Annotated in this window: 23 protein-coding genes; 3 read left to right on the top strand and 20 right to left on the bottom strand. The window is 58.7% G+C overall.

What is annotated here, in order from left to right; translation table 11 throughout:
- Positions 1-7 precede the first annotated feature (7 nt).
- From hisM to argT, 4 genes are all read right to left on the bottom strand, one after another.
- Positions 8-724 carry a histidine ABC transporter permease HisM gene (gene hisM, locus KB892_RS06285; protein WP_002913207.1) on the bottom strand — a complete coding sequence of 239 codons (717 nt, stop codon included), beginning with the start codon at positions 722-724 and terminating at the stop codon, positions 8-10.
- Positions 721-1,407: a histidine ABC transporter permease HisQ gene (locus KB892_RS06280; RefSeq protein ID WP_002913208.1), complete on the bottom strand. Its 687-nt coding sequence runs from the start codon at positions 1,405-1,407 to the stop codon at positions 721-723. The genes hisM and KB892_RS06280 overlap by 4 nt, the downstream gene beginning before the upstream one ends.
- Positions 1,408-1,471: 64 nt before the next feature.
- Entirely contained in the window at positions 1,472-2,254 is a 783-nt protein-coding gene (gene hisJ / locus KB892_RS06275; RefSeq protein WP_002913209.1) for a histidine ABC transporter substrate-binding protein HisJ, read from the bottom strand.
- Between the two features lie 267 nt (positions 2,255-2,521).
- Complete coding sequence (gene argT / locus KB892_RS06270; RefSeq protein ID WP_002913210.1) at positions 2,522-3,304, bottom strand: lysine/arginine/ornithine ABC transporter substrate-binding protein ArgT; 783 nt, start codon at positions 3,302-3,304, stop codon at positions 2,522-2,524.
- 40 nt (positions 3,305-3,344) lie between these two features.
- Here argT and KB892_RS06265 point away from each other — a divergent pair, with 40 nt between their 5' ends.
- On the top strand, positions 3,345-3,506 hold the full coding sequence (locus tag KB892_RS06265; RefSeq protein ID WP_004140952.1) for a hypothetical protein: 162 nt from the start codon (positions 3,345-3,347) through the stop codon (positions 3,504-3,506).
- Between the two features lie 80 nt (positions 3,507-3,586).
- Here the strand turns inward: KB892_RS06265 and KB892_RS06260 are convergent, their stop codons facing one another.
- The 10 genes from KB892_RS06260 to pdxB form a co-directional block, all read right to left on the bottom strand.
- Complete coding sequence (locus KB892_RS06260) at positions 3,587-4,156, bottom strand: UbiX family flavin prenyltransferase (protein WP_002913212.1); 570 nt, start codon at positions 4,154-4,156, stop codon at positions 3,587-3,589.
- A 135-nt stretch (positions 4,157-4,291) separates the two neighbouring features.
- Positions 4,292-5,809: an amidophosphoribosyltransferase gene (gene purF / locus KB892_RS06255; protein ID WP_002913213.1), complete on the bottom strand. Its 1,518-nt coding sequence runs from the start codon at positions 5,807-5,809 to the stop codon at positions 4,292-4,294.
- 33 nt (positions 5,810-5,842) lie between these two features.
- Positions 5,843-6,331 carry a colicin V production protein gene (gene cvpA / locus KB892_RS06250; protein WP_002913214.1) on the bottom strand — a complete coding sequence of 163 codons (489 nt, stop codon included), beginning with the start codon at positions 6,329-6,331 and terminating at the stop codon, positions 5,843-5,845.
- A 216-nt stretch (positions 6,332-6,547) separates the two neighbouring features.
- Positions 6,548-7,237 (bottom strand): cell division protein DedD, encoded by a 690-nt coding sequence (gene dedD, locus KB892_RS06245; RefSeq protein WP_004151102.1) that lies wholly within the window; start codon positions 7,235-7,237, stop codon positions 6,548-6,550.
- On the bottom strand, positions 7,227-8,495 hold the full coding sequence (gene folC / locus KB892_RS06240; RefSeq protein WP_002913219.1) for a bifunctional tetrahydrofolate synthase/dihydrofolate synthase: 1,269 nt from the start codon (positions 8,493-8,495) through the stop codon (positions 7,227-7,229). Before folC ends, dedD begins: the two co-directional genes overlap by 11 nt.
- A gap of 75 nt (positions 8,496-8,570) precedes the next feature.
- Complete coding sequence (accD, locus tag KB892_RS06235) at positions 8,571-9,491, bottom strand: acetyl-CoA carboxylase, carboxyltransferase subunit beta (protein ID WP_002913220.1); 921 nt, start codon at positions 9,489-9,491, stop codon at positions 8,571-8,573.
- A 185-nt stretch (positions 9,492-9,676) separates the two neighbouring features.
- Complete coding sequence (locus KB892_RS06230; protein ID WP_002913221.1) at positions 9,677-10,336, bottom strand: DedA family protein; 660 nt, start codon at positions 10,334-10,336, stop codon at positions 9,677-9,679.
- A gap of 26 nt (positions 10,337-10,362) precedes the next feature.
- A complete protein-coding gene (gene truA, locus KB892_RS06225; protein WP_002913226.1) occupies positions 10,363-11,175 on the bottom strand; it encodes a tRNA pseudouridine(38-40) synthase TruA in 813 nt (270 codons plus the stop codon).
- The gene (locus tag KB892_RS06220) at positions 11,175-12,188 is read right to left on the bottom strand and encodes an aspartate-semialdehyde dehydrogenase (RefSeq protein ID WP_002913227.1); all 1,014 of its coding nucleotides are present in this window, start codon (positions 12,186-12,188) and stop codon (positions 11,175-11,177) included. The genes truA and KB892_RS06220 overlap by 1 nt, the downstream gene beginning before the upstream one ends.
- Before the next feature lie 63 nt (positions 12,189-12,251).
- Positions 12,252-13,388 (bottom strand): 4-phosphoerythronate dehydrogenase PdxB, encoded by a 1,137-nt coding sequence (gene pdxB, locus KB892_RS06215; protein WP_002913228.1) that lies wholly within the window; start codon positions 13,386-13,388, stop codon positions 12,252-12,254.
- Positions 13,389-13,498: 110 nt separating this feature from the next.
- On the opposite strand from pdxB, the gene flk reads away from it, so the two are divergent.
- Positions 13,499-14,476: a flagella biosynthesis regulator Flk gene (gene flk / locus KB892_RS06210; RefSeq protein WP_004188930.1), complete on the top strand. Its 978-nt coding sequence runs from the start codon at positions 13,499-13,501 to the stop codon at positions 14,474-14,476.
- 86 nt (positions 14,477-14,562) lie between these two features.
- Here the strand turns inward: flk and KB892_RS06205 are convergent, their stop codons facing one another.
- On the bottom strand, positions 14,563-15,738 hold the full coding sequence (locus KB892_RS06205; RefSeq protein WP_004149211.1) for an MFS transporter: 1,176 nt from the start codon (positions 15,736-15,738) through the stop codon (positions 14,563-14,565).
- A 209-nt stretch (positions 15,739-15,947) separates the two neighbouring features.
- Entirely contained in the window at positions 15,948-17,168 is a 1,221-nt protein-coding gene (gene fabB, locus KB892_RS06200; protein WP_002913291.1) for a beta-ketoacyl-ACP synthase I, read from the bottom strand.
- 158 nt (positions 17,169-17,326) lie between these two features.
- Here fabB and mnmC point away from each other — a divergent pair, with 158 nt between their 5' ends.
- Complete coding sequence (mnmC, locus tag KB892_RS06195; RefSeq protein WP_004151101.1) at positions 17,327-19,315, top strand: bifunctional tRNA (5-methylaminomethyl-2-thiouridine)(34)-methyltransferase MnmC2/FAD-dependent 5-carboxymethylaminomethyl-2-thiouridine(34) oxidoreductase MnmC1; 1,989 nt, start codon at positions 17,327-17,329, stop codon at positions 19,313-19,315.
- A 61-nt stretch (positions 19,316-19,376) separates the two neighbouring features.
- On the opposite strand, the gene KB892_RS06190 is transcribed toward mnmC, so the two are convergent.
- The 4 genes from KB892_RS06190 to mepA are packed head-to-tail and all read right to left on the bottom strand — an operon-like array spanning position 19,377 to position 21,868.
- The gene (locus KB892_RS06190) at positions 19,377-19,658 is read right to left on the bottom strand and encodes a YfcL family protein (RefSeq protein WP_002913338.1); all 282 of its coding nucleotides are present in this window, start codon (positions 19,656-19,658) and stop codon (positions 19,377-19,379) included.
- Positions 19,659-19,689: 31 nt separating this feature from the next.
- The gene (locus tag KB892_RS06185; RefSeq protein WP_002913339.1) at positions 19,690-20,238 is read right to left on the bottom strand and encodes an elongation factor P hydroxylase; all 549 of its coding nucleotides are present in this window, start codon (positions 20,236-20,238) and stop codon (positions 19,690-19,692) included.
- Entirely contained in the window at positions 20,238-21,047 is an 810-nt protein-coding gene (locus KB892_RS06180) for a sulfite exporter TauE/SafE family protein (RefSeq protein ID WP_002913340.1), read from the bottom strand. The genes KB892_RS06185 and KB892_RS06180 overlap by 1 nt, the downstream gene beginning before the upstream one ends.
- The gene (gene mepA / locus KB892_RS06175) at positions 21,047-21,868 is read right to left on the bottom strand and encodes a penicillin-insensitive murein endopeptidase (RefSeq protein WP_002913341.1); all 822 of its coding nucleotides are present in this window, start codon (positions 21,866-21,868) and stop codon (positions 21,047-21,049) included. Before mepA ends, KB892_RS06180 begins: the two co-directional genes overlap by 1 nt.
- Position 21,869 lies beyond the last annotated feature (1 nt).

Below are 21,869 nucleotides of genomic sequence, written 5' to 3'. Positions count from 1 at the left end.
GGCGTTCTCAATGCGTCGAAGAAGGTTTGATATGCTGCAACCAGCGCTTTTCCGCTTTACGGAACAAGCTAATCAGCACATACGAGATAATTAAATAAAGCACCGCGGCGATGCCAAACGCGGTGAACGGCTGATAGGTGGCCGAGTTGATATCGCGGGCGATTTTCAGCAGATCCGGTACCGTAGCGGTAAACGCCAGCGCGGTAGAGTGCAGCATGAGGATCACTTCGTTACTGTAGGCCGGCAGTGCAATCCGCAGCGCGGAAGGCAGAATAATGCAGCGATACAGTTTGACTGACGAGAAGCCGTAGGCCCGCGCCGCTTCAATTTCTCCGGCGGGTACTGAGCGGATCGCGCCGGCGAAAATTTCAGTGGTATAGGCGCAGGTATTCAGGGTTAACGCCAGAACCGTGCAGTTTAGCCCGCTGCGGAAAAAAGCGTTCAACAGCTCCGTGCCTTTGACGATTTCCAGGGTATACATGCCGGAGTAAAAAACCAGCAGTTGCACATACAGCGGCGTGCCGCGAAATATGTAAGTGAACAGCCAGATGGGGAACTGGATAAACTTATTGCTCGAGACGCGGCCGATGGCCAGAAACACCGCCAGGATGCCCCCCATTACCACTGAAGAGATCAGCAACCATAAGGTAATCGCCACGCCGGTAAAGCGATAGCCGTCGGTCCACAGTAGTGATTTCCAGTACTCCTGAATAATTTCAATCACAGGTCAGCCCTCTTCACGCCAACGGTATAGCGGCGTTCGAGCAGCAGCAGTACGCCATTAGAAACGGTGGTAAACACCAGATAAATCAGGCCGCAGACGATGGCGAAGTAGAACGGCTGCCAGGTGCTTTTCCCGGCCAGCTGCGTGGCTTTGACCACATCCTCCAGCCCTAGCAACGAGACCAGCGCCGTCGCCTTGAGGATAACCTGCCAGTTGTTGCCTATCCCCGGCAGCGCGTAGCGCATCATCGCCGGGAAGAGAATACGCCGGAACGTCTGCCCGCCGCTAAAGCCAAAGGCGGTGGCCGCTTCGATATGCCCCTTCGGCACCGCAAGGTAGGCGCCGCGGAAGGTTTCCGTAAAATAGGCGCCATAGATAAAGCCGAGGGTAATAATCCCGGCGATCATCGGATCGATATCAAACTGGGCCATGCCCAGCGCGTCGGTAACGCTGTTTAGCGCAATCTGCAGGCCGTAGAAAATCAGCAGCATCAGCACCAGATCGGGCACGCCGCGGATCAGAGTGGTATAGCCTTCAAACACCAGCGCCAGTGGACGGTTGCTCGATAACTTTGCGCCAGCGCCCGCCAGCCCAATCAGGACGGCGAGAACGACCGAGCTGAGCGCAAGCTCCAGGGTGACGAGCGCACCCTGCAAAATAACCTGTGAAAACCCATACAGCATGCTGCCTACCCTGTCTGTCATTCACCATTGCGCGCGAAACGCACGCAATGGCGAGGCGTGAGAATTATTCGCCGTATACGTTAAAATCGAAATATTTTTTCGCCAGCTTGTCGTAGGTGCCGTCCTTACGCATCTCCGCAAACGCCTTATTCAGCGCTTCACGCAGTTCGTTGTCTTCCTTACGCAGCCCCATACCGGTGCCAACACCAAACAGTTTCTCGTCTTTGATTGACGGGCCACCAAACTGGTAATCTTTACCAATAGGCTGTTTCAGGAACCCTTCGCTGGCCGCGACCTCATCCTGGAACGCGGCGTCGATCCGGCCGGCGGTCAGGTCGGAATAGATATTGTCCTGCCCCTGATAGGAGACAATTTCGATACCTTTCGGCGCCCAGTGCTCATTGCCATAGGTTTCCTGAGTCGTCCCCTGCAGCACGCCCACGCGCTTACCCTTGAGGGTGGCGAGATCCGGCGTTACCGGGCTGCCCTTTTTCACCACCAGACGCGAATCTGCCGCATACAGCTTGTCAGTGAAGGCAATTTCCTGCTGGCGCTTTTCAGTAATCGACAGCGAAGACATAATCGCGTCGATTTTCTTCGCTTTTAAGGAGGGGATCAGCGCATCCAGCGGGTTTTCAACAAAGGTACATTGCGTATTAATACGCTTACACAGCTCTTTTGCCAGATCGATATCAAAACCGACCAATTCTCCCTGCGCATTCTTCGATTCGAAGGGAGCATAAGTCGGATCGGTACCGATACGAATTTTTTGCGGGATGGCGGCAAAGACCGTGGAAACGCTGGAAAGGGCCAGCGCTAAAGAGAGAGACAACGCCAGTTTTTTCATAACTATCCTCGACAGACTGTCATTCTAACGGGTTTATTAGAACTATTTACGCCAGTTATCGTGCCATTATTCGCCCCTTAAGGGCAAAGATTTATGCACCAGAAAGGCCGATTTTTTGCATCAGAAACGCTTAACTATGCATTTTTTAGCCAAAAAACTGGCTGCTTTTGCACTGAAATGATCCACAGCGCGTTTAGATGCACCCTTTTGGGGCATGGATACGAACCTGGCGGCAGGCCCACCCCATTGTGCGGGCCTGCAGCAGTCTTAGTCGCCGTACACGTTAAAATCGAAGTATTTCTTCGCCATTTTGTCGTAGGTGCCGTCTTTACGCATCTCGCCCAGCGCTTTATCAAACGCGGCTTTCAGCTCGGCGTCGTCCTTACGCAGGCCGATACCGGTGCCGTCGCCAAAGTACTTTTTGTCTTTAACGGACGGGCCGGCGAAGGCGAAATCTTTCCCGGCAGGCTGTTTCAGGAAGCCTTCGCTGGCGGCGACTTCATCCTGCAGCGCCGCATCCAGACGGCCAGCTGCGAGGTCTGAATAGATCAGATCCTGGTTCTGGTAAGCCACCACGTCAACGCCCTGGCTGCGCCAGCGGTCGTTAGCATAGGCTTCCTGAGTAGAACCCTGCAGCACGCCGACGTGCTTGCCTTTCAGCGCCTCCAGCGTCGGCTGGATCGGCGACCCTTTGGCGGCGATCAGACGCGAGTCAGCGGCATATAGCTTGTCAGAGAAGGCGATCTCTTGCTGGCGCTTCTCGGTAATAGAGAGGGAAGAGATGATGGCGTCGATTTTCTTCGCTTTGAGGGAGGGGATCAGGGAGTCAAAATCACTGCCGACCCAGGTACATTTCACCTTAATTCGGGAGCACAACTCATTGCCTAAATCGATATCAAAACCAACAAAGTCCCCTTTCGCGTCTTTCGACGAAAATGGCGCATAGGTCGCGTCAGTGCCAATGCGAATGCTCTGCGGCAGAGCAGCAAACACGCTGGCCGTGCTGCTCATTCCCACGAGTAAAGAGAGAGCCAGAATCGTCTTCTTCATACAGTACCCTTAAGTGTCGTGATGTGGTGCGTTGCTTGTTATGGTGATTGCCGATCAATCCTGCAGTTTTTGTGCCATCTTCCCGGTGCGTGCCGGGAACAGGGTTAAATTTGTTAAAATAAAGTTGCAGGATTGTCTTAAAAGGGAAGATACCAGCATTACTGGCGAAACCGCAGCGCCTGAGCGCAAAAAGACGAAATAAATGTCGAGGATTTGATCGCGGCAACAAATTTGCACCACCGGAGCGCAAGCGTACATTTCATGCACCACTATAGTGCGACACTAGGCCCCCTGCCAGCGGGTAAACAAGTCGTGCTCCAGACTAATATCAAATTGATCGAGTACCCGATTGACGGTCTGGTTGATGACATCGTCCAGGCTTTGTGGCCGGTGGTAAAAAGCCGGTACCGGCGGCATTATCACCGCCCCCAGCTCTGCAGCCTGAACCAGCAGACGCAGATGGCCCAAATGGAACGGCGTTTCCCGCACGCAGAGCACCAGCGGACGACGCTCTTTCAGCACGACATCCGCCGCCCGGGTCAGCAGGCCATCCGTATAGCTATGGACAATGCCCGAGAGCGTCTTCATTGAGCAGGGTAAAATCACCATCCCGGCGGTTTTAAAAGAACCGGAAGAGATACTGGCGGCGATATCGCGGGCGTCATGCACCACATCGGCTAGCGCCTGCACCTCACGTACGGAGTAGTCGGTCTCCATGGCCAACGTCTGGCGCGCCGCCTGGCTGAGGATGAGATGAGTTTCAATATCCGGCACATCTCTTAGCACCTGCAGCATCCGCACGCCGTAAATGGCGCCGCTGGCGCCGGAAATGCCAATAATCAGTCGTTTCACGTTCTGTTACCCCTTGCGCGTGTGCCGCAGACTTTGCCGGATTATAGCCTCTGGCGCAACTATTGACGCACAGTTAAGGGGCGAAAAAAAGCCCGCCGTCCTTTAGGTACGGCAGGCCCGCGACGCGTGAACGGCTTAACCCTCGTTGTGCATCTCGAGGTTTTCGACTTCGTTTTGCAGCTGGACCGCTTTGGCATCATCGTTACGCAGGGAGTCAAGATAGTCGAGGTACTGCTGGTCGACATCCCGGGTCACATATACGCCGTTGAACACCGAGCATTCAAACTGCTGAATATCCGGGTTCTCCGCGCGCACCGCGTCGATCAGATCGTTGAGATCCTGGAAAATCAGGCCGTCGGCGCCAATGATCTGGCGGATCTCATCCACTTCGCGGCCATGGGCGATCAGTTCGTTGGCGGTCGGCATATCGATACCGTACACGTTCGGGAAACGAATTTCCGGCGCAGCGGAGGCGAGATACACTTTTTTCGCCCCTGCTTCACGCGCCATCTCAATGATCTGCTCCGAGGTGGTGCCGCGTACAATGGAATCATCGACCAGCAGCACGTTCTTATCGCGGAATTCCGCACGGTTGGCGTTGAGCTTACGGCGAACAGATTTACGACGCAGCTGCTGACCGGGCATGATAAACGTCCGGCCGACGTAGCGGTTCTTCACGAAGCCCTGACGATAAGGTTTGTCGAGAATGCGGGCGATTTCCAGCGCGATGTCGCAGGAGGTCTCCGGGATCGGAATAACGACGTCAATATCCAGATCTTCCCACTCGCGGGCAATCTTTTCGCCCAGCTTAGTCCCCATGTTGACGCGGGCGCTGTAGACGGAAATTTTGTCAATAAACGAGTCCGGACGGGCAAAATAGACGTACTCGAACAGGCACGGGTTGCTGACCGGATTATCGGCACACTGACGGGTATAGAGCTGGCCCTTCTCGGTAATATAGACCGCTTCGCCCGGCGCCACATCGCGCAGGAATTCAAAACCAAGCGTATCAAGGGCCACGCTCTCCGAGGCCACCATATACTCGGTGCGACCGTCGCCAACGTCACGTTTACCCAGCACCAGCGGACGAATGCCGTTAGGGTCGCGGAAGGCCACCATGCCATGCCCGATGATCATCGCCACGCACGCGTACGCGCCGCGGATCAGGCGGTTGGTCGCCGCAATCGCCGCGAAGATGTTGTCCGCTTCCAGCGGGTAGTGACGGAAGTTATCCAGCTCACTGGCGAAAATATTGAGGAGGATTTCGGAATCAGAGGTGGTATTGATATGGCGGCGTTTTTCTTCAAACAGCTTTTTACGCAGCTCGTGCGCATTGGTCAGGTTGCCGTTATGCGCCAATGTGATGCCATACGGCGAGTTAACGTAAAACGGCTGCGCCTCGGAGGCGCTGGAGCTGCCCGCCGTAGGATAACGCACGTGGCCAATACCCATATTGCCCTGCATACGCTGCATGTGGCGGGCCTCGAATACGTCGCTTACCAGCCCGTTAGCCTTACGCAACCGGAAGCAGTTGTTGGCATCAATGGTGATGATGCCAGCGGCATCCTGTCCACGGTGCTGGAGCACCGTTAGCGCATCATAAATCGACTGGTTAACCGGCATAACACCGGCGATACCGACAATACCGCACATACGTCTTTTCCTCGTTCAGCAACGACCCAAAGTCTATACTTTAGGCAAGAAACTTGACGAGCTTTGCAGGTATTCAAAAAACCATCTGATGACGGGGGTAAAATAGGGAATAAACTGCGACTGATGCCAGTCATCGCTCTTCGCCATCCCGGTAAAGGTGTCCAGGAAGAACAGGATAGCGGCGATGATCAGCACCCCACGTAGCGCGCCGAAGCAGATCCCCAATACCCTGTCGGTTCCTGACAAACCGGTCTTCTCCACCAGCTGGCCTATCACATAGTTCACGATAGCGCCAACGATGAGCGTCACGATAAACAGCGCCGCAATAGCAATCCCATTTCGAACCCGTTCATCCTCAAAGCCCGTAAACCAGACAGACAGGTCAGCGTAGTAATGGCTGGCGACATAAAACGCGCAACCCCACGTGACTAACGATAAAGCTTCGCGAACAAAGCCGCGGATCAGGCTGACCAGGCAAGAAAGACCCAGCACCGCCATAATGGCGTAATCAATCCAGACCATATACGTCCCACGATTTACGCCCTGTCGTCCAGTTCGGGGCGCATTCTAACAGAAAAAGAAAACGTTTGCGTAGGGATTTCCATGCCCTACAGAAATAAAAATGGCGCTGAAAAAACATTCAACGCCAGACTGCCTTTCGCCTCTTCAGGGCGGCTGAGACAGGGTTTGCGGGGCGTTTCTCCCCGCCACGTTCTCTCCGCATGGCGGAAAAAACAATCAGTTCGGGGTGAAACCCATCACCACCCCGCTAAGCCCGGAAATCTGCTGCAGATCGCCCAGCTGGCCTTTCAGCTTGTCTTTTGACGCATCCGGGCCGACGAGGATGCGGGTAATTTTACCCTGTACCGGCGTCGAAGGCGACGTATAGACTTTGAAACCCGAGGCCCGCAGTTTACCGACAATCTCATTCACCTTATCGGCGTTCTTCAACGCGCCCAGCTGAACCACATAGGCTTTGCCGGTCGGCGCCGGCAGGGCCGCCTGCTGCTGCGATGGCTGTTGCTGCTGTGGCTTAGCCGGCGGCGGCGTTGGCGTCGCGGCCTGCTGTTGCGGCTGCGGTTTCGGCTGCGGCTTGGGCTGCGGTTTCGCGGCCACCACCGGCTCCTGAACGTCATCGAAGCTGTTGCTGTTCACCGGAATACGCGATGGATCTAACGATGGCGCGGCGGCATCGCCCGCCCGCACCTCTTCCGCCGCCCCTTCCGGCGGTTGCGAAGGCAACGCCTGGGTTGCCGCCGGCAACATATCCGGTTCATCGCGATCGCCTGGTTTCGGTACCAGCGGGATCGCGGCAAACTCATCCTGGTAATGCTTTTTCTGCCCGTCCAGCAGCCCTGGCAGGATAATCACCCCCAGCGCCACCAGCACGATTGTCCCGACTAAACGGTTCTGAAACTTACTCGCCACCGATTCTCCCCGCGTCTATCTCTTCCATAACCTGCGCTACGGTGTGAAACGAACCACACACCAGCACGGTATCTTCCACTTTAGCGTCAGCCATGGCCGCACGCCACGCCTGCGCCACGCTGCTATAGACTGTACCGCAGCGCAAATGTTCCACCAGCTGCTCTGCCGTCGCGCCGCGCGGGCCTTCCAGCGGCGCGCAGTACCAGGCATCGACTTCCGGGGCCAGATTGGCCAACGTGCCGGCGATATCCTTATCATGCAGCATACCAATAACCGCCAGCACGCGTCCCGTTTTCGCTAACGTTTTGAGACGCCCGGCGAGATAGGCCGCCGCGTGCGGGTTGTGCGCCACATCGAGGATCACTCGCGGGGCGTCGCTGATTATCTGAAAGCGTCCCGGGAGCATCGCATCGCGGATCCCTGCGCGCAGGATAGCGTCATCCACGGCAAGCCCGCTGGCGCGCAGCGCCGCCACGGCCGTCGCCGCATTCGGCAACGGCACCTGAGGCAGAGGCAGGTGGCTTAACGCCCCTGCCGTATCGCGGAAGGACCACGTTTCGCCCTCCACCTCATAGCGCCAGTCGACGCCGCGGCGCTGGAGCAGCGCGCCCTTCTCGCTAGCCACTTCCGCGATGGTGAGCGGCATATCCGGCTCCCCCACCACCGCCGGTTTACCGGCGCGAAAGATGCCCGCTTTTTCCCGGCCGATACTTTCGCGATCCGGGCCCAGCCAGTCGGTATGATCGAGGGCGATGCTGGTGACCACCGCGACGTCGGCATCCACGATGTTGGTGGCGTCGAGACGCCCGCCGAGCCCGACCTCAAGGATCACCACATCCAGCTGCGCCTGCTTAAACAGCCACAGCGCCGAGAGCGTGCCGTATTCAAAATAGGTCAGCGAGATGTCACCCCGCGCCGCTTCGATTTCAGCAAACGAAGCTGTATGCGCCGCCTCCGGCAGTTCAGCCCCCTGAATGCGCACGCGTTCGGTGTAGCGCACCAGATGCGGAGAGCTGTAGACCCCCACTTTATAACCGGCCGCCATCAGGATGGTTTCCAGCGTGCGGCAGGTGGTGCCTTTGCCATTGGTGCCCGCAACGGTAAAAACGAACGGCGCCGGTTTAACGATATCCATCTGCCCGGCGACCTCGCTGACGCGCGCCAGCCCAAGGTCGATGGTTTTACTGTGCAGATGTTCCAGATAAGAAAGCCACGTAGCCAGGGGCGACGTGGCCTGAGGAATAGGATCTTTTTCCATGATGCCCGTAAGAATTGACGGTTAACGCGTATGAATAAAAAAGGGCAGCGCCGCCAGGCCCTGCCCTCTGCTTTATCAGGCCTCAGGTTCCTGATCCGGTGCCGGCGGCACCACCACGCCTTCATGAGGCGCTTCCGAAACGGCAACCGGCGCCGGCAGGTTCATCAGCTTCGCCAGAATGCTGGCCAGCTTGAGACGCATTTCCGGACGGCGAACGATCATATCGATCGCCCCTTTTTCAATCAGGAACTCACTGCGCTGGAATCCCGGCGGCAGCTTCTCGCGTACGGTCTGCTCGATAACGCGAGGACCGGCAAAGCCGATCAGCGCTTTCGGCTCGGCAATGTTCAGATCGCCCAGCATCGCAAAGCTCGCCGATACGCCGCCCATGGTCGGGTCGGTCAGCACGGAGATGTACGGCAGTCCGCGCTCCTGCATTTTCGCCAGCGCCGCGGAGGTTTTCGCCATCTGCATCAGCGACATCAGCGCTTCCTGCATACGGGCGCCACCGGAGGCGGAGAAGCAGATCAGCGGGCAGTTATCTTCCAGCGCCTGCTCCACCGCGCGCACAAAGCGTGCGCCGACGACGGAACCCATCGAGCCCCCCATAAAGGAGAACTCAAAGGCGGCGGCAACCACCGGCATCGCGTAGAGCGTACCTTTCATCACCACCAGCGCGTCTTTCTCGCCCGTCTCTTTCTGAGCGGACGCCAGGCGGTCTTTGTATTTTTTTGAATCGCGGAACTTCAGCACATCTTTTGGCTCAAGTTCGCTACCCAGTTCTACCAGAGAACCTTCATCCAACAGGCTATGCAGGCGATTACGCGCCGACATGCGCATATGGTGATCGCACTTAGGACAAACCTCCAGGTTGCGCTCCAGCTCGGCGCGGTAGAGTACCTGACCGCAGCTGTCGCACTTGGTCCATACACCCTCAGGAATGCTCGCCTTGCGGGTGGGAGTGATGTTGCTTTTAATTCGTTCAATCCAGCTCATTGATAACCTTTCTGCCTGAACCTGGTCGATGCCAGTTTTGTCGTAAGGGGCGCATAATGCCATTTTTGCCTCTTACAGACCATGAATGTTGCACATTAAATCATATCATCCCGGAACATGGGATAAAAAAGTGGTCAAACCGCTGCGCGTGACGCTCTGCACCGCCACGCGCAACACAGGCTAAACTACTTCGCCTGCTTCGCCGCCGCCCGCTTGTGGCGAATAATCTCAATCACGCCCGGCAGGACGGAAAGCACGATGATCGCCACGATCAGCAGCTTCAGGTTCTCCTGCACCACCGGCAAATCGCCAAACAGATAGCCGGCATAGGTGAACAGCAGCACCCACAGCAGCGCCCCAACCACGTTATAGGCTGCAAAATGACGATAGGACATATGCCCCATTCCCGCCACAAACGGCGCGAAGGTTCGGACTATCGGCACAAAGCGCGCCAGGATAATGGTTTTCCCGCCGTGACGTTCGTAAAAGCTGTGGGTTTTATCCAGATAGCTGCGACGGAATATCTTTGAGTTCGGATTGCTGAACAGCTTTTCGCCGAACAGCCGGCCAATGGTGTAGTTGACCGCATCGCCGACGATGGCCGCGATGACCATCAGCAGTACCATCAGGTGGACATTGAGATCGTTGGTTGGCAAGGCCGAGAGCGCGCCCGCGACGAACAGCAGGGAATCGCCCGGCAGGAATGGCGTCACCACCAGCCCGGTTTCGCAGAACAGAATCAAAAACAGAATGGCATAAACCCAGACGCCATACTGGGCAACCAGTTCGGCAAGGTGCACATCAATATGCAGGATGAAATCAATTAAAAAGTGAATCAAGTCCATGTTTGTCTTTACCCTTAATGACCCTATTAGTCCGCCAGAAACAGCGGGCCCATTGGCAGCACCGGTAAATCATAGTGGGCCGGGTAATCCACCGACACCAGATACAACCCTTCCGCTTTTGCCGTTGCCGCAGCGAGCGTCCTGTCTTTTGCTGCCAGCAGTTCTGCCATCCAGCTCTCCGGCTGGTTTCCGGCCCCGACCTCCATCAGGCTGCCTACAATATTCCTGACCATATGATGTACAAAGGCATTCGCTTTGATATCCACCACCACATACGCGCCGTAGCGGGTAACGTTAATATGCATCACGTTGCGCCACGGGGTACGCGACTGGCACTGTACCGCGCGAAACGAGGTAAAGTCATTCTCTCCCAGCAGACACTGCGCGGCGCGCTGCATACGCTCGGCGTCGAGCGGCTGGTGAAAATGCGTCACGCCATGACTTAACACCGCCGGACGCAGGCGATGATTATAGATGACGTAGCGATAGCGGCGCGCCGTGGCGCTGAACCGGGCGTGAAAATCCGCCGGTACATGTTTGACCCAACGCACCGCGATGTCACCAGGTAAATTCGCATTTACCCCCAGCGTCCAGGCGGCATCTTTCCGCTGCGCCCGGGTTTCGAAATGCACCACCTGGCCGGTGCCATGGACGCCGGCGTCGGTGCGGCCGGCGCAAAAGACGGTAATCGGTTCGTTCGCCACCTGCGAGAGCGCCTTTTCCAGCTTCTCCTGCACGCTGCGCACTTCGTTTTGCCGCTGCCAGCCGTAATATTTGCTGCCGTCGTACTCGATGCCCAGCGCGATTTTACAGATCGGCTGTTGCTCCATCTCAGACATCAGTACAGGTACTCCTCAATCAGCTTCTCGGCGATCTTCACCGCCATCAGCGCGCCGCCGAAGCGCACGTTATCCGCTACCGACCAGAACTGGATCTGCTCCGGCATACCGTAATCGTTATGCACGCAGCCGATGGAGAGGCGGGCATTGCCTGAGGCATCACCAACCTGAGTCGGGAATTCGCCCTCTTCAGAAAGTTCGATATCCTCGCCGCGGGTAAAAGCGTCGCGCGCCTCCTCCGCCGCCAGCGGGCGCATCGCTTCGAAGCTCACCATCTGCGCATGGCCGTAGAAGACCGGCGACTGAACGACGCTGGCGGAGATCATCAGCCCGTCATCCTGAAGAATTTTGCGCGCTTCATCGACGATCCGGCGCTCTTCGCGCACGCTACCTTCACGATCCGGCAGCAGCGGCAGCATGTTGAACGCCAGCTGGCGACCAAAGAAATCGTCTTCATCGATAGGGATGCCGTTCAGCAGCTTAGCGCTCTGACCCGCCAGCGCATCCACCGCTTTTTTCCCCTGCCCCGAGGCGGAGAGCAGGTTAGTGACGCTAATGCGCGACAACCCGCCCTGATCGATCAGCGGTTTGAGCGCCGTCAACAGCTGACTGGTCAGGCTATTAGGCACCGCAATCAGGTTGCGGTTGCGGTAATCGCCTAATACGAACGGGTTCACGTCCGGCACCACCAGCGGTACGTCCGGCTCCAGCGCAAACAGGCCGCTGAGATCGATAACCAGACACCCGGCGTTGGTCGCTTCTTCGACATACGCTGCACTGGCTTCGACGCCGGCGGCGAAGAAAGCCAGCTGGGCCTGGGTCCAGTCAAATTCGGCGGCGTCTTTGACGATCACCGACTTGCCACCAAAACGCAGATGTTCGCCCGCGCTGTCGTTGCGCGCCAGAGCAAAAATCTCTCCTACCGGGAACTGGCGTTCAGCAAGAGTTTCGAGCAGGGCTTCGCCTACGGCGCCCGTTGCGCCCAGTACGGCAATATTCCAGCCTTCAGACATGGTGGTTAACTCCAGAAATAAAGCGGCCCCGCCGGAGTATCCGGCAGGGGCATTAAGAAGACATTAACGAACAGGATGATGCACGGCGTTAAAACCGAGCTGGCGCAACAGCGTCGCCGCCTGCTCATCGCTGCACTGCACATACAGCGAAGACCATTCGCGACGTTCCTGATAATTTTTACGCAGCTTGTCGAATTCACCGGCGACGCCGGCCACCTTCCGCAGCGGCGCATCATCGCGGCGCACATCATACACCAAGTGGACCAGTCTTTTCAGCGTCGGCTGATCGAGCGGTCCATGCAGGGTAATGCGGCCAAATTCCGGCGCCGGCAGCAGAGTGTCCAGCGCTACCTGCTGCGGATGGCCGATAAAGGCGCTGTAGGCTTCAAAAACCTGCGTCGTCCCGCGCGCTTTCCCTTCGAGGGTGTAGCCGGCGATATGCGCGGTACCGATATCCACTCGCTTGAGAAGCTCAACGTTTAGATCCGGCTCCGGCTCCCAGACGTCCAATACCACACTCAGCGGCTGACCAGCTTCCAGCCGCTTTAGCAGTGCGGCGTTATCGACCACCGGCCCGCGGCAGGCGTTGATCAAAATCGTTCCAGGCTTCAGGCGGCTTATCAGCGCCTCATCCGCCAGATGCAGGGTTTTATATTGCCCTTCTTTATACAGCGGCGTATGGAAGGTGATGACATCGGCTTCCTGGACCAGCGCCTCGAGGGAGCGGAAGTCACCTTCGTCGCCGCGATCGGCGCGCGGTGGGTCGCAGAGCAGAGTTTTGATCCCCAACGCTTCCAGGCGCTTTTGCAGTCGCCCGCCAACGTTACCGACGCCGACGATCCCGACGGTGCGATCGCGCAGCGCAAAGCCGTCGCGTTCAGCCAGCATCAGCAGCGATGAAAAGACGTACTCTACCACCGCAATGGCGTTACAGCCTGGCGCCGCAGAGAAACCAATCCCCGCCTGCTGCAGCCACGCCTGATCGACGTGATCGGTGCCGGCGGTAGCGGTGCCGACGAACTTAATGGCCTTGCCGGCGAGCAATGCTTCATTGACCCGGGTGACCGAGCGCACCATTAGGGCATCCGCATCGGTCAGGGCATCGGCCGGGACCGGACGGCCTGGGATCGCCTGCACGTCGCCTAAACGGCTAAAAAGCTCACGGGCATAGGGCATATTTTCATCAACGAGGATTTTCACAGTTCAGTACCTGTCTGAGAACGAGAGTTAACTGGGGAAGTGTGCCATAATCTGGCCGCCAGGCATACTCATCACCTGGTTCCAGCACCGCGATATCGAAAGGATGAATCATGACGCACCCCCTTGCTGATATGCCAGACCGTCCTCCAGGGCGAGGCCCATCAGGCACTGCCGCCACCGGCGAACCTTCGCTTTCCATGCAGCAACGCACCGTTCTGGAGCGACTGATCACGCGCCTGGTGGCGCTGACCTCGCAGCAGAACGCGGAAGTGTGGGCCTGCGTCAAACATGACCTCGGACTGAAAGGCGACTCGCCCCTGCTGGCCTGCCATTTCAGCGCCGCGGAGGCCAGTCTCAACCAGCGCTTAGCCGCCGCTCAGGATAATCATCATCATCGCCAGACCTTAGCGCAGCTCAGCGATCTGCTCGGTCAGGGCAATAACCGCCAGGCGGTGAGCGATTATATTCGTCAGCATTATGGGCAAACGGCGCTGCATGCCCTTAGCCAGACGCAGCTGGAGACCATTCTGCATCTGCTGCAGCATGGCCAGCTGTCGATCCCGCAGCCGCAGCAGCGCCCGCCGACCCTGCGCCCGCTGTTGCCAGCCGAGCATAATACGCTCAATCAGCTGGTGACTAAGCTGGCGGCCGCTACCGGCGAACCAAGCAAGCTGATTTGGCAATCCATGCTGGAGCTTTGCGGCGTCAAGTCCGGGGAGCTGATCCCGGCGACGCACTTCCTGCCGCTTTCGTACTGGCTGCAGGCGCGGCAAACGCTGAGTGCGCAAAGCGTGCCGACGCTCACCTCGCTGCAGGGAGCGCTCAAGCAGCCGCTGGAGGCCGCGGAGTGGCAGACAATTGTCGACTTCGCCAGTCGCAGCTGGCAGGTCACGCCGCGGACCACGCTGAGCCCGGCGCAGATCCTGGCGCTGCTGAACAAGGTGTTTGTGCTGCGGGTGGCCCGCGCCCAGGAGACGCTGGCCATCCCGCAGGAGGAGCCTGTCGCCAGGCGGACGTGGAGCGCTAAGCCGTGGCAGCTGGCGCTGGGCGCGGTTGTCCTGCTCCTTGTGCTGTGGCTCCTGCTGTAGCCCAGCAGCCACCGGCGGCGTTTACGGCTCCCCTTCATGCCAAACGCTGCGGTGTTTCCTACAGCGATTTCAGGCCGGACAATAACCTAGCGGCGAAATGAGATAAGGGTGACGAGGATCCCCAGCGCCGCGCAGAGGGCGCCGGCAAGGAACACCGACGAGTAGCCCAGCGAGGTCGCCAGCAGGCCGGTCAGCGGCCCGGTCAGGCCATAGGAGATGTCCTGAAAGGCCGCATAGCCGCCGAGCGCGGTGCCGCGCACCTGCGCCGGGACGCGCTTCACTACTTCCACGCCAAGTGAGGGGAAAATAAGCGAACAGCCGCACCCGGTCAGCGCCGCACCGGCCAGCGCCAGCCAGGCATTCGGCGCCAGTCCCAGCAGCGTCAGACCAACCGCCTCTATCAGCAGCGAGACCATCGCCACCTTAACGCCGCCAAACCGATCCGGCATCCAGCCGAACAGCACTCGCATCAGCACAAAGGCGCCACCAAACGCCGTCAGGGTAAAGCCGGCCATTGGCCAGCTATGGCTGGCGAAATAGAGGGAGACGAAGGTGCCGATCACCGCAAAGCCGACACCCTGCAGGCCCAGGCCAATGCCCGGCCGCCAGATCATGCCGATGACGCTCCAGAGTGAAGGCCGCTCGCCTCCGTGGGCCGCCACTTTGCGCACGGTACCGTTAATAAGCCAGGCGACGAGCGGTAGTCCCATGGTGACACAGGCCAGCACCGCCACGCCAAAATGGCTATAGATCAATAATCCCAGCGGGGCGCCCACCGCCAGCGAGCCGTACATCGCCATGCCGTTCCATGACATCACTTTGCCGGAACGGGCCGGTCCCACCAGGCCCATCCCCCAGCTCAGGTTTCCGGTCAGCAGCTGGCTTTCGCCAAACCCGAGGATCAAGCGGCCCAGCAGCAGCAGGCCGAGCCTGGCGAGCACCGGCAGCGGCAGCAGCGCAGCGGCCAGCCATGCCGCGCCCGCCAGGGCGCAGGCCAGCATCCCCTGCAGGACAGAGCGTTTAGCGCCGTACTGGTCTGCCAGACGTCCGGCGTACCCCCGGGTCAGAACGGTGGCGAGGAACTGGATCCCTACCGCCACGCCAACCACGGTGTTGCCAAATCCCAGCTCCTGATGGACAAAGAGTGGGATCACCGGCAGCGGCAAACCAACGGTCATATAGGTCAAAAAGACGGCAAACGTAATACGGAAAAGCGAAAAATTCGCCGAAGAATTGGATGTTGTTTCAGTAACTGCGGACATGCATTACTCCAGATTCGCAGAGTAAGGCGAGCAAAGCGACACGCCCCCTCCACCTGATTATCAGGGTTAAGGCGCGTTGGTTGACGTTAAACGCTTACGCATTAGTGGAGAGACTAATGGATCCGCGAGCAGTGTGCCTGCGGGCTCTTACCCTGTCAAGATGACAAAAAAGGGGAGCCGGTGGCTCCCCTTTGCGCATCACATGCTGATTAGGCGTTGTATTTACGCATCACCAGCGTGGCGTTGGTGCCGCCGAAGCCGAAGCTGTTGGACATTACGGTGGTCAGCTTAGCGTCCGTCGGTTTGGTGACGATGTTCAGGCCGGCAGCCTGCTCGTCGAGCTCTTCAACGTTGATGCTCGGCGCGATAAAGCCGTGCTCCAGCATCAGCAGGGAGTAGATGGCTTCCTGTACGCCCGCCGCGCCCAGCGAGTGGCCGGTCATCGCTTTAGTTGCCGAAATAGCCGGGCTGTTGTCGCCGAATACTTCGCGGATGGCGCCCAGCTCTTTCACGTCGCCGACCGGAGTGGAGGTACCGTGGGAGTTCAGATAGTCGATCGGCGTATCAACGCCATGCATCGCCATCTGCATGCAGCGCACTGCGCCTTCACCAGACGGGGCGACCATGTCCGCGCCATCGGAGGTCGCGCCATAGCCGACGATTTCGGCGTAGATGTGCGCGCCACGCGCCAGGGCGTGTTCCAGCTCTTCCACCACGACCATACCGCCGCCGCCGGCGATAACGAAGCCGTCACGGTTAGCATCATAGGTACGGGACGCTTTTTCCGGGGTGTCGTTGTATTTAGTGGACAGCGCGCCCATGGCGTCGAATTCGCAGGCCATTTCCCAGCACAGCTCTTCGCCGCCGCCGGCAAAGACGATGTCCTGTTTGCCCAGCTGGATCTGCTCTACCGCGTTACCAATACAGTGGGCGGAAGTGGCGCAGGCCGAGCTGATGGAGTAGTTAACGCCGTGAATTTTGAACGGCGTAGCGAGGCAGGCGGAAACGCCGGAAGCCATCGCTTTGGTGACCACATACGGGCCCACGGCTTTCAGACCACGCGGGCTACGCATGGCATCGGCGCCGAAGACCTGGAATTTCGGGGAACCGCCGCCGGAGCCTGCGATCAGGCCGACACGCGGGTTATTCTGATATGCTTCAGGCGCCAGACCTGCGTCGGCAACAGCCTGTTCCATGGACAGGTAAGCATAGATGGAGGCGTCGCTCATAAAGCGCACTACTTTGCGGTCAATGAGGCCAGTGGTATCCAGTTTGACGTTGCCCCATACGTGGCTGCGCATCCCTGAATCTTTAAGCTCCTGAGAGAAAGTGATCCCTGAACGTCCTTCACGCAGAGATGCCAGGACTTCCTGCTGGTTATTACCGATGCTGGAAACGATGCCCAAGCCAGTAATCACTGCACGTTTCATTAAATACCTCTGTAAGTCGCACTATTTTAAGTTTCGTGTCGCACAATAGCGTACACTTGTACGCCGAACAAGTCCGATCAGACATTTTGTGTATAAATTTGCGCCCTCAGGCACACATCGTTAAGATCGTGCTACGCCTTGTGATTCGAGTAACTTACGTGAAACAAAACGCCATACAACCCGCCAACCTGGAATTCAACGCTGAGGGTACACCTGTTTCCCGAGATTTCGACGATGTTTACTTTTCCAATGACAACGGTCTGGAAGAGACTCGCTACGTTTTTCTCGGCGGAAATCGCCTGCCGGAGCGCTTCCCCAGCCACCCTCGCCCGCTGATGATCGTCGCGGAGAGCGGCTTCGGCACCGGGCTCAATTTCCTCACCCTCTGGCAGGCGTTTGACGTTTTTGTTCGTGATAACCCGGACGTTACCTTGCAAAGGTTACATTTCATCAGTTTTGAAAAATATCCGCTGAAGGCTGAGGATCTCCGCCTGGCGCACCAGCGCTGGCCAGAGCTGGCTCCGTGGGCGCAGCAGCTGCAGGCGCAATGGCCGTCGGCCTTCGGCGGGTGCCATCGTCTGCTGCTCGACGGCGGGCGGGTGACGCTCGATCTGTGGTTTGGCGATATCAATGAGCTGACCAGGGAGCTGGATGATTCGCTGAACCAGCAGGTGGACGCCTGGTTTCTTGACGGCTTTGCCCCGGCGAAAAATCCCGACATGTGGACTCAGGATCTGTTCAGCGCCATGGCGCGCCTGGCGCGACCCGGCGGGACGCTGGCCACCTTTACCTCCGCCGGTTTTGTCCGCCGTGGCCTGCAGGAGGCCGGCTTTACCATGCGTAAAAGCAAAGGCTTCGGCCGCAAGCGGGAGATGCTGACCGGCGAGATGGCGCAAACGCTGAGCTTTCCTGCGCGCGTCCCCTGGTTCGCTCGCAGTAGCAGCGATGCCCGCGAGGCGGCCATCATCGGCGGCGGGATCGCCAGCGCCCTGCTCTCCCTGGCGCTGCTGCGCCGCGGCTGGCAGGTGACCCTTTACTGCGCCGATGAGGCTCCAGCGCAGGGCGCCTCCGGCAATCGCCAGGGCGCGCTGTATCCGCTGTTAAGTCAGCACGATCCGGCGCTGGCACGCTTTTTTCCGGCCGCCTTTACCTTCGCCCGCCGAATGTATGACGCGCTGCCGGTGATGTTCGATCACCAATGGTGCGGTGTTACCCAGCTCGGCTGGGATGAGAAAAGCACGCATAAAATCGCCCAGATGCTGGCGCTGAATTTACCCCCGGACATCGCCTGCGCGGTGACGGCGGAACAGGTTGCCGGGCTGACCGGCGTCGATACCGGCTGCGGCGGCATCACCTATCCGGCCGGCGGCTGGCTGTGCCCGCAGCAGCTCACCGCCGAGCTGCTGGCGCTGGCGGCCACGCGCGGACTGCACGTGCACTATGGTTATCCCGTCGAAACGCTCAGCGCGGAGGGCGATGGCTGGCTGCTCAATCAGCAGCGCTATCATCAGGCGGTGGTTCTGGCGAACGGCCACCGCATCACTGGTTTTGCGCAAACAGCCCAACTGCCGGTCTACCCGGTTGGCGGCCAGGTCAGCCATATTCCCACCACCCCGCGGCTTGCCGCCCTGCGCCAGGTGCTGTGCTACGACGGCTACCTGACGCCACAGAATCCGCAAAATCAGCAGCACTGCATTGGCGCCAGCTACCACCGCGGGAAAACCGACACCACCTTCAGCGAAGAAGATCAGCAGCACAACCGGCAACGGCTGATCGACTGCTTCCCGGGCGCGGAGTGGCCACAGGACGTGGATATCAGCGCCAACGACGCTCGCTGCGGCGTGCGCTGCGCCACCCGCGATCATCTACCGATGGTCGGCAACGTGCCGGACTACGCGGCAACATTGACGCAATACGCCAGCCTCCACGAACAACCGGATATCGCCGATAGCGCGCCGGTCTGTCGTAACCTGTTTATGCTTGGCGCGCTCGGGTCGCGCGGACTTTGCACCGCGCCGTTAAGCGCTGAGCTGCTGGCGGCGCAAATGAGCACGGAACCGCTGCCGCTGGATAGCGACACCCTGGCGGCGCTGAATCCGAATCGGCTGTGGGTGAGAAAACTGCTGAAGGGAAAAGCGGTGAAATAAAACCATGAGGGCAGGCAATTTCCCGGGTACGGCTGACGCCTGACCCGGGCTACAACATGGCTCAGGCCTGATTTTTCGCCTGTTGATACAGGTTATGCCACATCCCCTGCACCAGAATTTGGTCCGGCGGCGACAGTTCGCCAGCGCTGATGGCTTTCTCCAGGCTCTGGCTAACTCTGCTGTGTACCGCGTCAGCAGAATGCTCGCCCTCACCTTCCAGCTCAGCCACCGCCAGCGTCAGGTGGCCGCGCAGATAACCGCCGGCAAACAGTTCATCATCACTGGCGTGGTCTACCATGTTGTCAATCAGCGCCAGAATGCGTGATTCAAACTCCGCGATCATCATCTTACCTCTTGTCATGTAATGTGCGGCCTTAGTGCAGGTCTTCCGGCCACGGAAAGTGTTTCGCCGTCAATGGCGGCGTTTGATAATAGTGTTGTAACGCGCGAATAAAGCGCGCCGGACGTTCGGGGATCCCTTGTTCAAGTAAAGTCATCACCCGAGCATGCACCCGGCGCTGGAAGGCGATGCGATCGGGCTCAACGTCCCCTTCCAGATTGTCACAGCTGACGTTAAACGGAAATCCCGCCGCCACGCAGAACAGCCACTCAAAGGCCTGCGGTTTCACCTCGACATCCTCAAACTGGCTTTGGGTCATCGCATCGCGGCCGTCCGGGCAGTACCAGTAGCCAAAATCTACTTGTTCGCGACGCGCCTTGCCGGCGACACACCAGTGAGAGATCTCGTGCAGGGCGCTGGCAAAAAATCCGTGCGCAAACACGATACGGTGATAGGGCGTTTCATCGTCAGCCGGAAGGTAGATCGGCTCATCGTCGCCTTTAATCAGGCGGGTATTAAATTCTTCGGCAAAGCAGCTGTCGAAAAGGTCTATCAGCTGCTGATAATGGTGTTGCTGTTGCATTAATGAATTCCCAACCACTGCAAAATCTCAGCCCCGTGGCTGTCATAAAGAAGTTTCGCGCTCATCACCGCCGAGACGATAACGATCATCGGCCGGATCAGCGACTGCCCTTTACTCAGCACCAGCCGGGACCCGGCACGGGCGCCAATAAACTGGCCGGCCATCATCACAAAGCCGGTGGCCCAGATAACCTTTCCACCGATGATAAACAGCAGCAGGCCGCCGACGTTTGAGGTGGCGTTCAGCAGCTTGGCATGGGCCGTCGACTTGGCAAGGTTAAACCCGGCCAGAGTGACAAAAGCCAGGGCGTAAAACGAACCGGCGCCGGGGCCGAAAAAGCCATCGTAAAACCCTACGCTACCGCCGGCGACCAGCGCAAACGGCAGACCGTAAAGCCGACGCTGCCGGTCGGCTTCGCCCAGTTTCGGCATCAGCAGGAAATAAAGGCCGATGCCAATCACCAGCAACGGCAGGATCTGCTTCAGAATATCGGATTGCACGTGCTGCACCAGCAGCGCTCCGGCGGTTGAGCCGATAAAGGTCATCAGAATATTCAGCTTCTGATCGGCCAGATTAACCACCTTGCGGCGGACAAAATAGAGGGTCGCCGATAGCGACCCGCCGCAGGCCTGCAGCTTATTGGTCGCCAGCGCCTGGGCTGGCGGCATGCCGGCCGCCATCAGCGCAGGGACAGTCAATAAGCCCCCGCCTCCCGCCAGTGAGTCAATAAAACCGGCCAGGATGGCGACAAAGAAGAGTACCACCAGCACCAGCGGCGATACGGCAAACAACTCGATAAAACTATCCATTACAGCACATGCTCATCCAGTAGCGCCTGGCAGGAAGGCGGCAGCGGCGGCGTCTTCTTCACAGGGGGGGTAGACCCGGGTTTAGGTGGTTCGAACCAGCTCTGCAGCTCCGCTCCGCAGCCATCGCCGGGCGGCGGCGGCGCCTGATCCTCGCACTCCAGACTTCCCGCCGGGCAACGCAGTCGGACGTGCATATGAGCGCGATGCTGGAACCAGGGACGGACTTTACGCAGCCACTGGCGGTCGCTGCCCGCGTCCAGGCACAGCTGCTGTTTAATCGCCGGGTTGACGAAGATGCGGGTAACTTCGCTATCTTCCGCCGCCAGCTTGATAAGCTGGCTGATTTGCGGGCTCCATAGCGACGGCACCACATGCTTGCCATCGCTGGCGACCAGGTCCAGCGCCTGCGGCTTCAACAGCTGGGACGATGTCCAGCGCGTTTGCGGCAGCTGAAGGAAGATATCGACATCGAGGCCCGTCTGGTGGCTGGCGTGCCCGCCGTTAAAGCGCCCGCCCGCCGGCATCCCCATGTCGCCAATCAGCACGGTTCCCATTCCTTTATTGTGCACCTGATTACTCAGGCGCTGAATAAACTGAACCAGATCCGGATGACCGAAGTAGCGACGCTGATCGGTACGCATCACCTGATAGCCGGGGGCACTCAGGGGGAGCGCCTCGGCGCCAACGATACAGCCATTGGAAAACGCGCCGATTGACTGGGCGCTGCCGCCGATCGGTTGGGTTATTTTCTGCCATGGCGTGGCGGCCAGGCTACCGGCGCTAGCCAACAGCGCAAGCAGTGCGATAACGGTGTTTTTCATG

The sequence above is a fragment of the Klebsiella sp. P1927 genome (assembly GCF_018204675.1).
In the GTDB taxonomy this organism is placed as follows: domain Bacteria; phylum Pseudomonadota; class Gammaproteobacteria; order Enterobacterales; family Enterobacteriaceae; genus Klebsiella; species Klebsiella pneumoniae.
The sequence above is the reverse complement of the archived record's forward strand: the minus strand, read 5'-3'. Positions and strand labels throughout refer to the sequence as shown.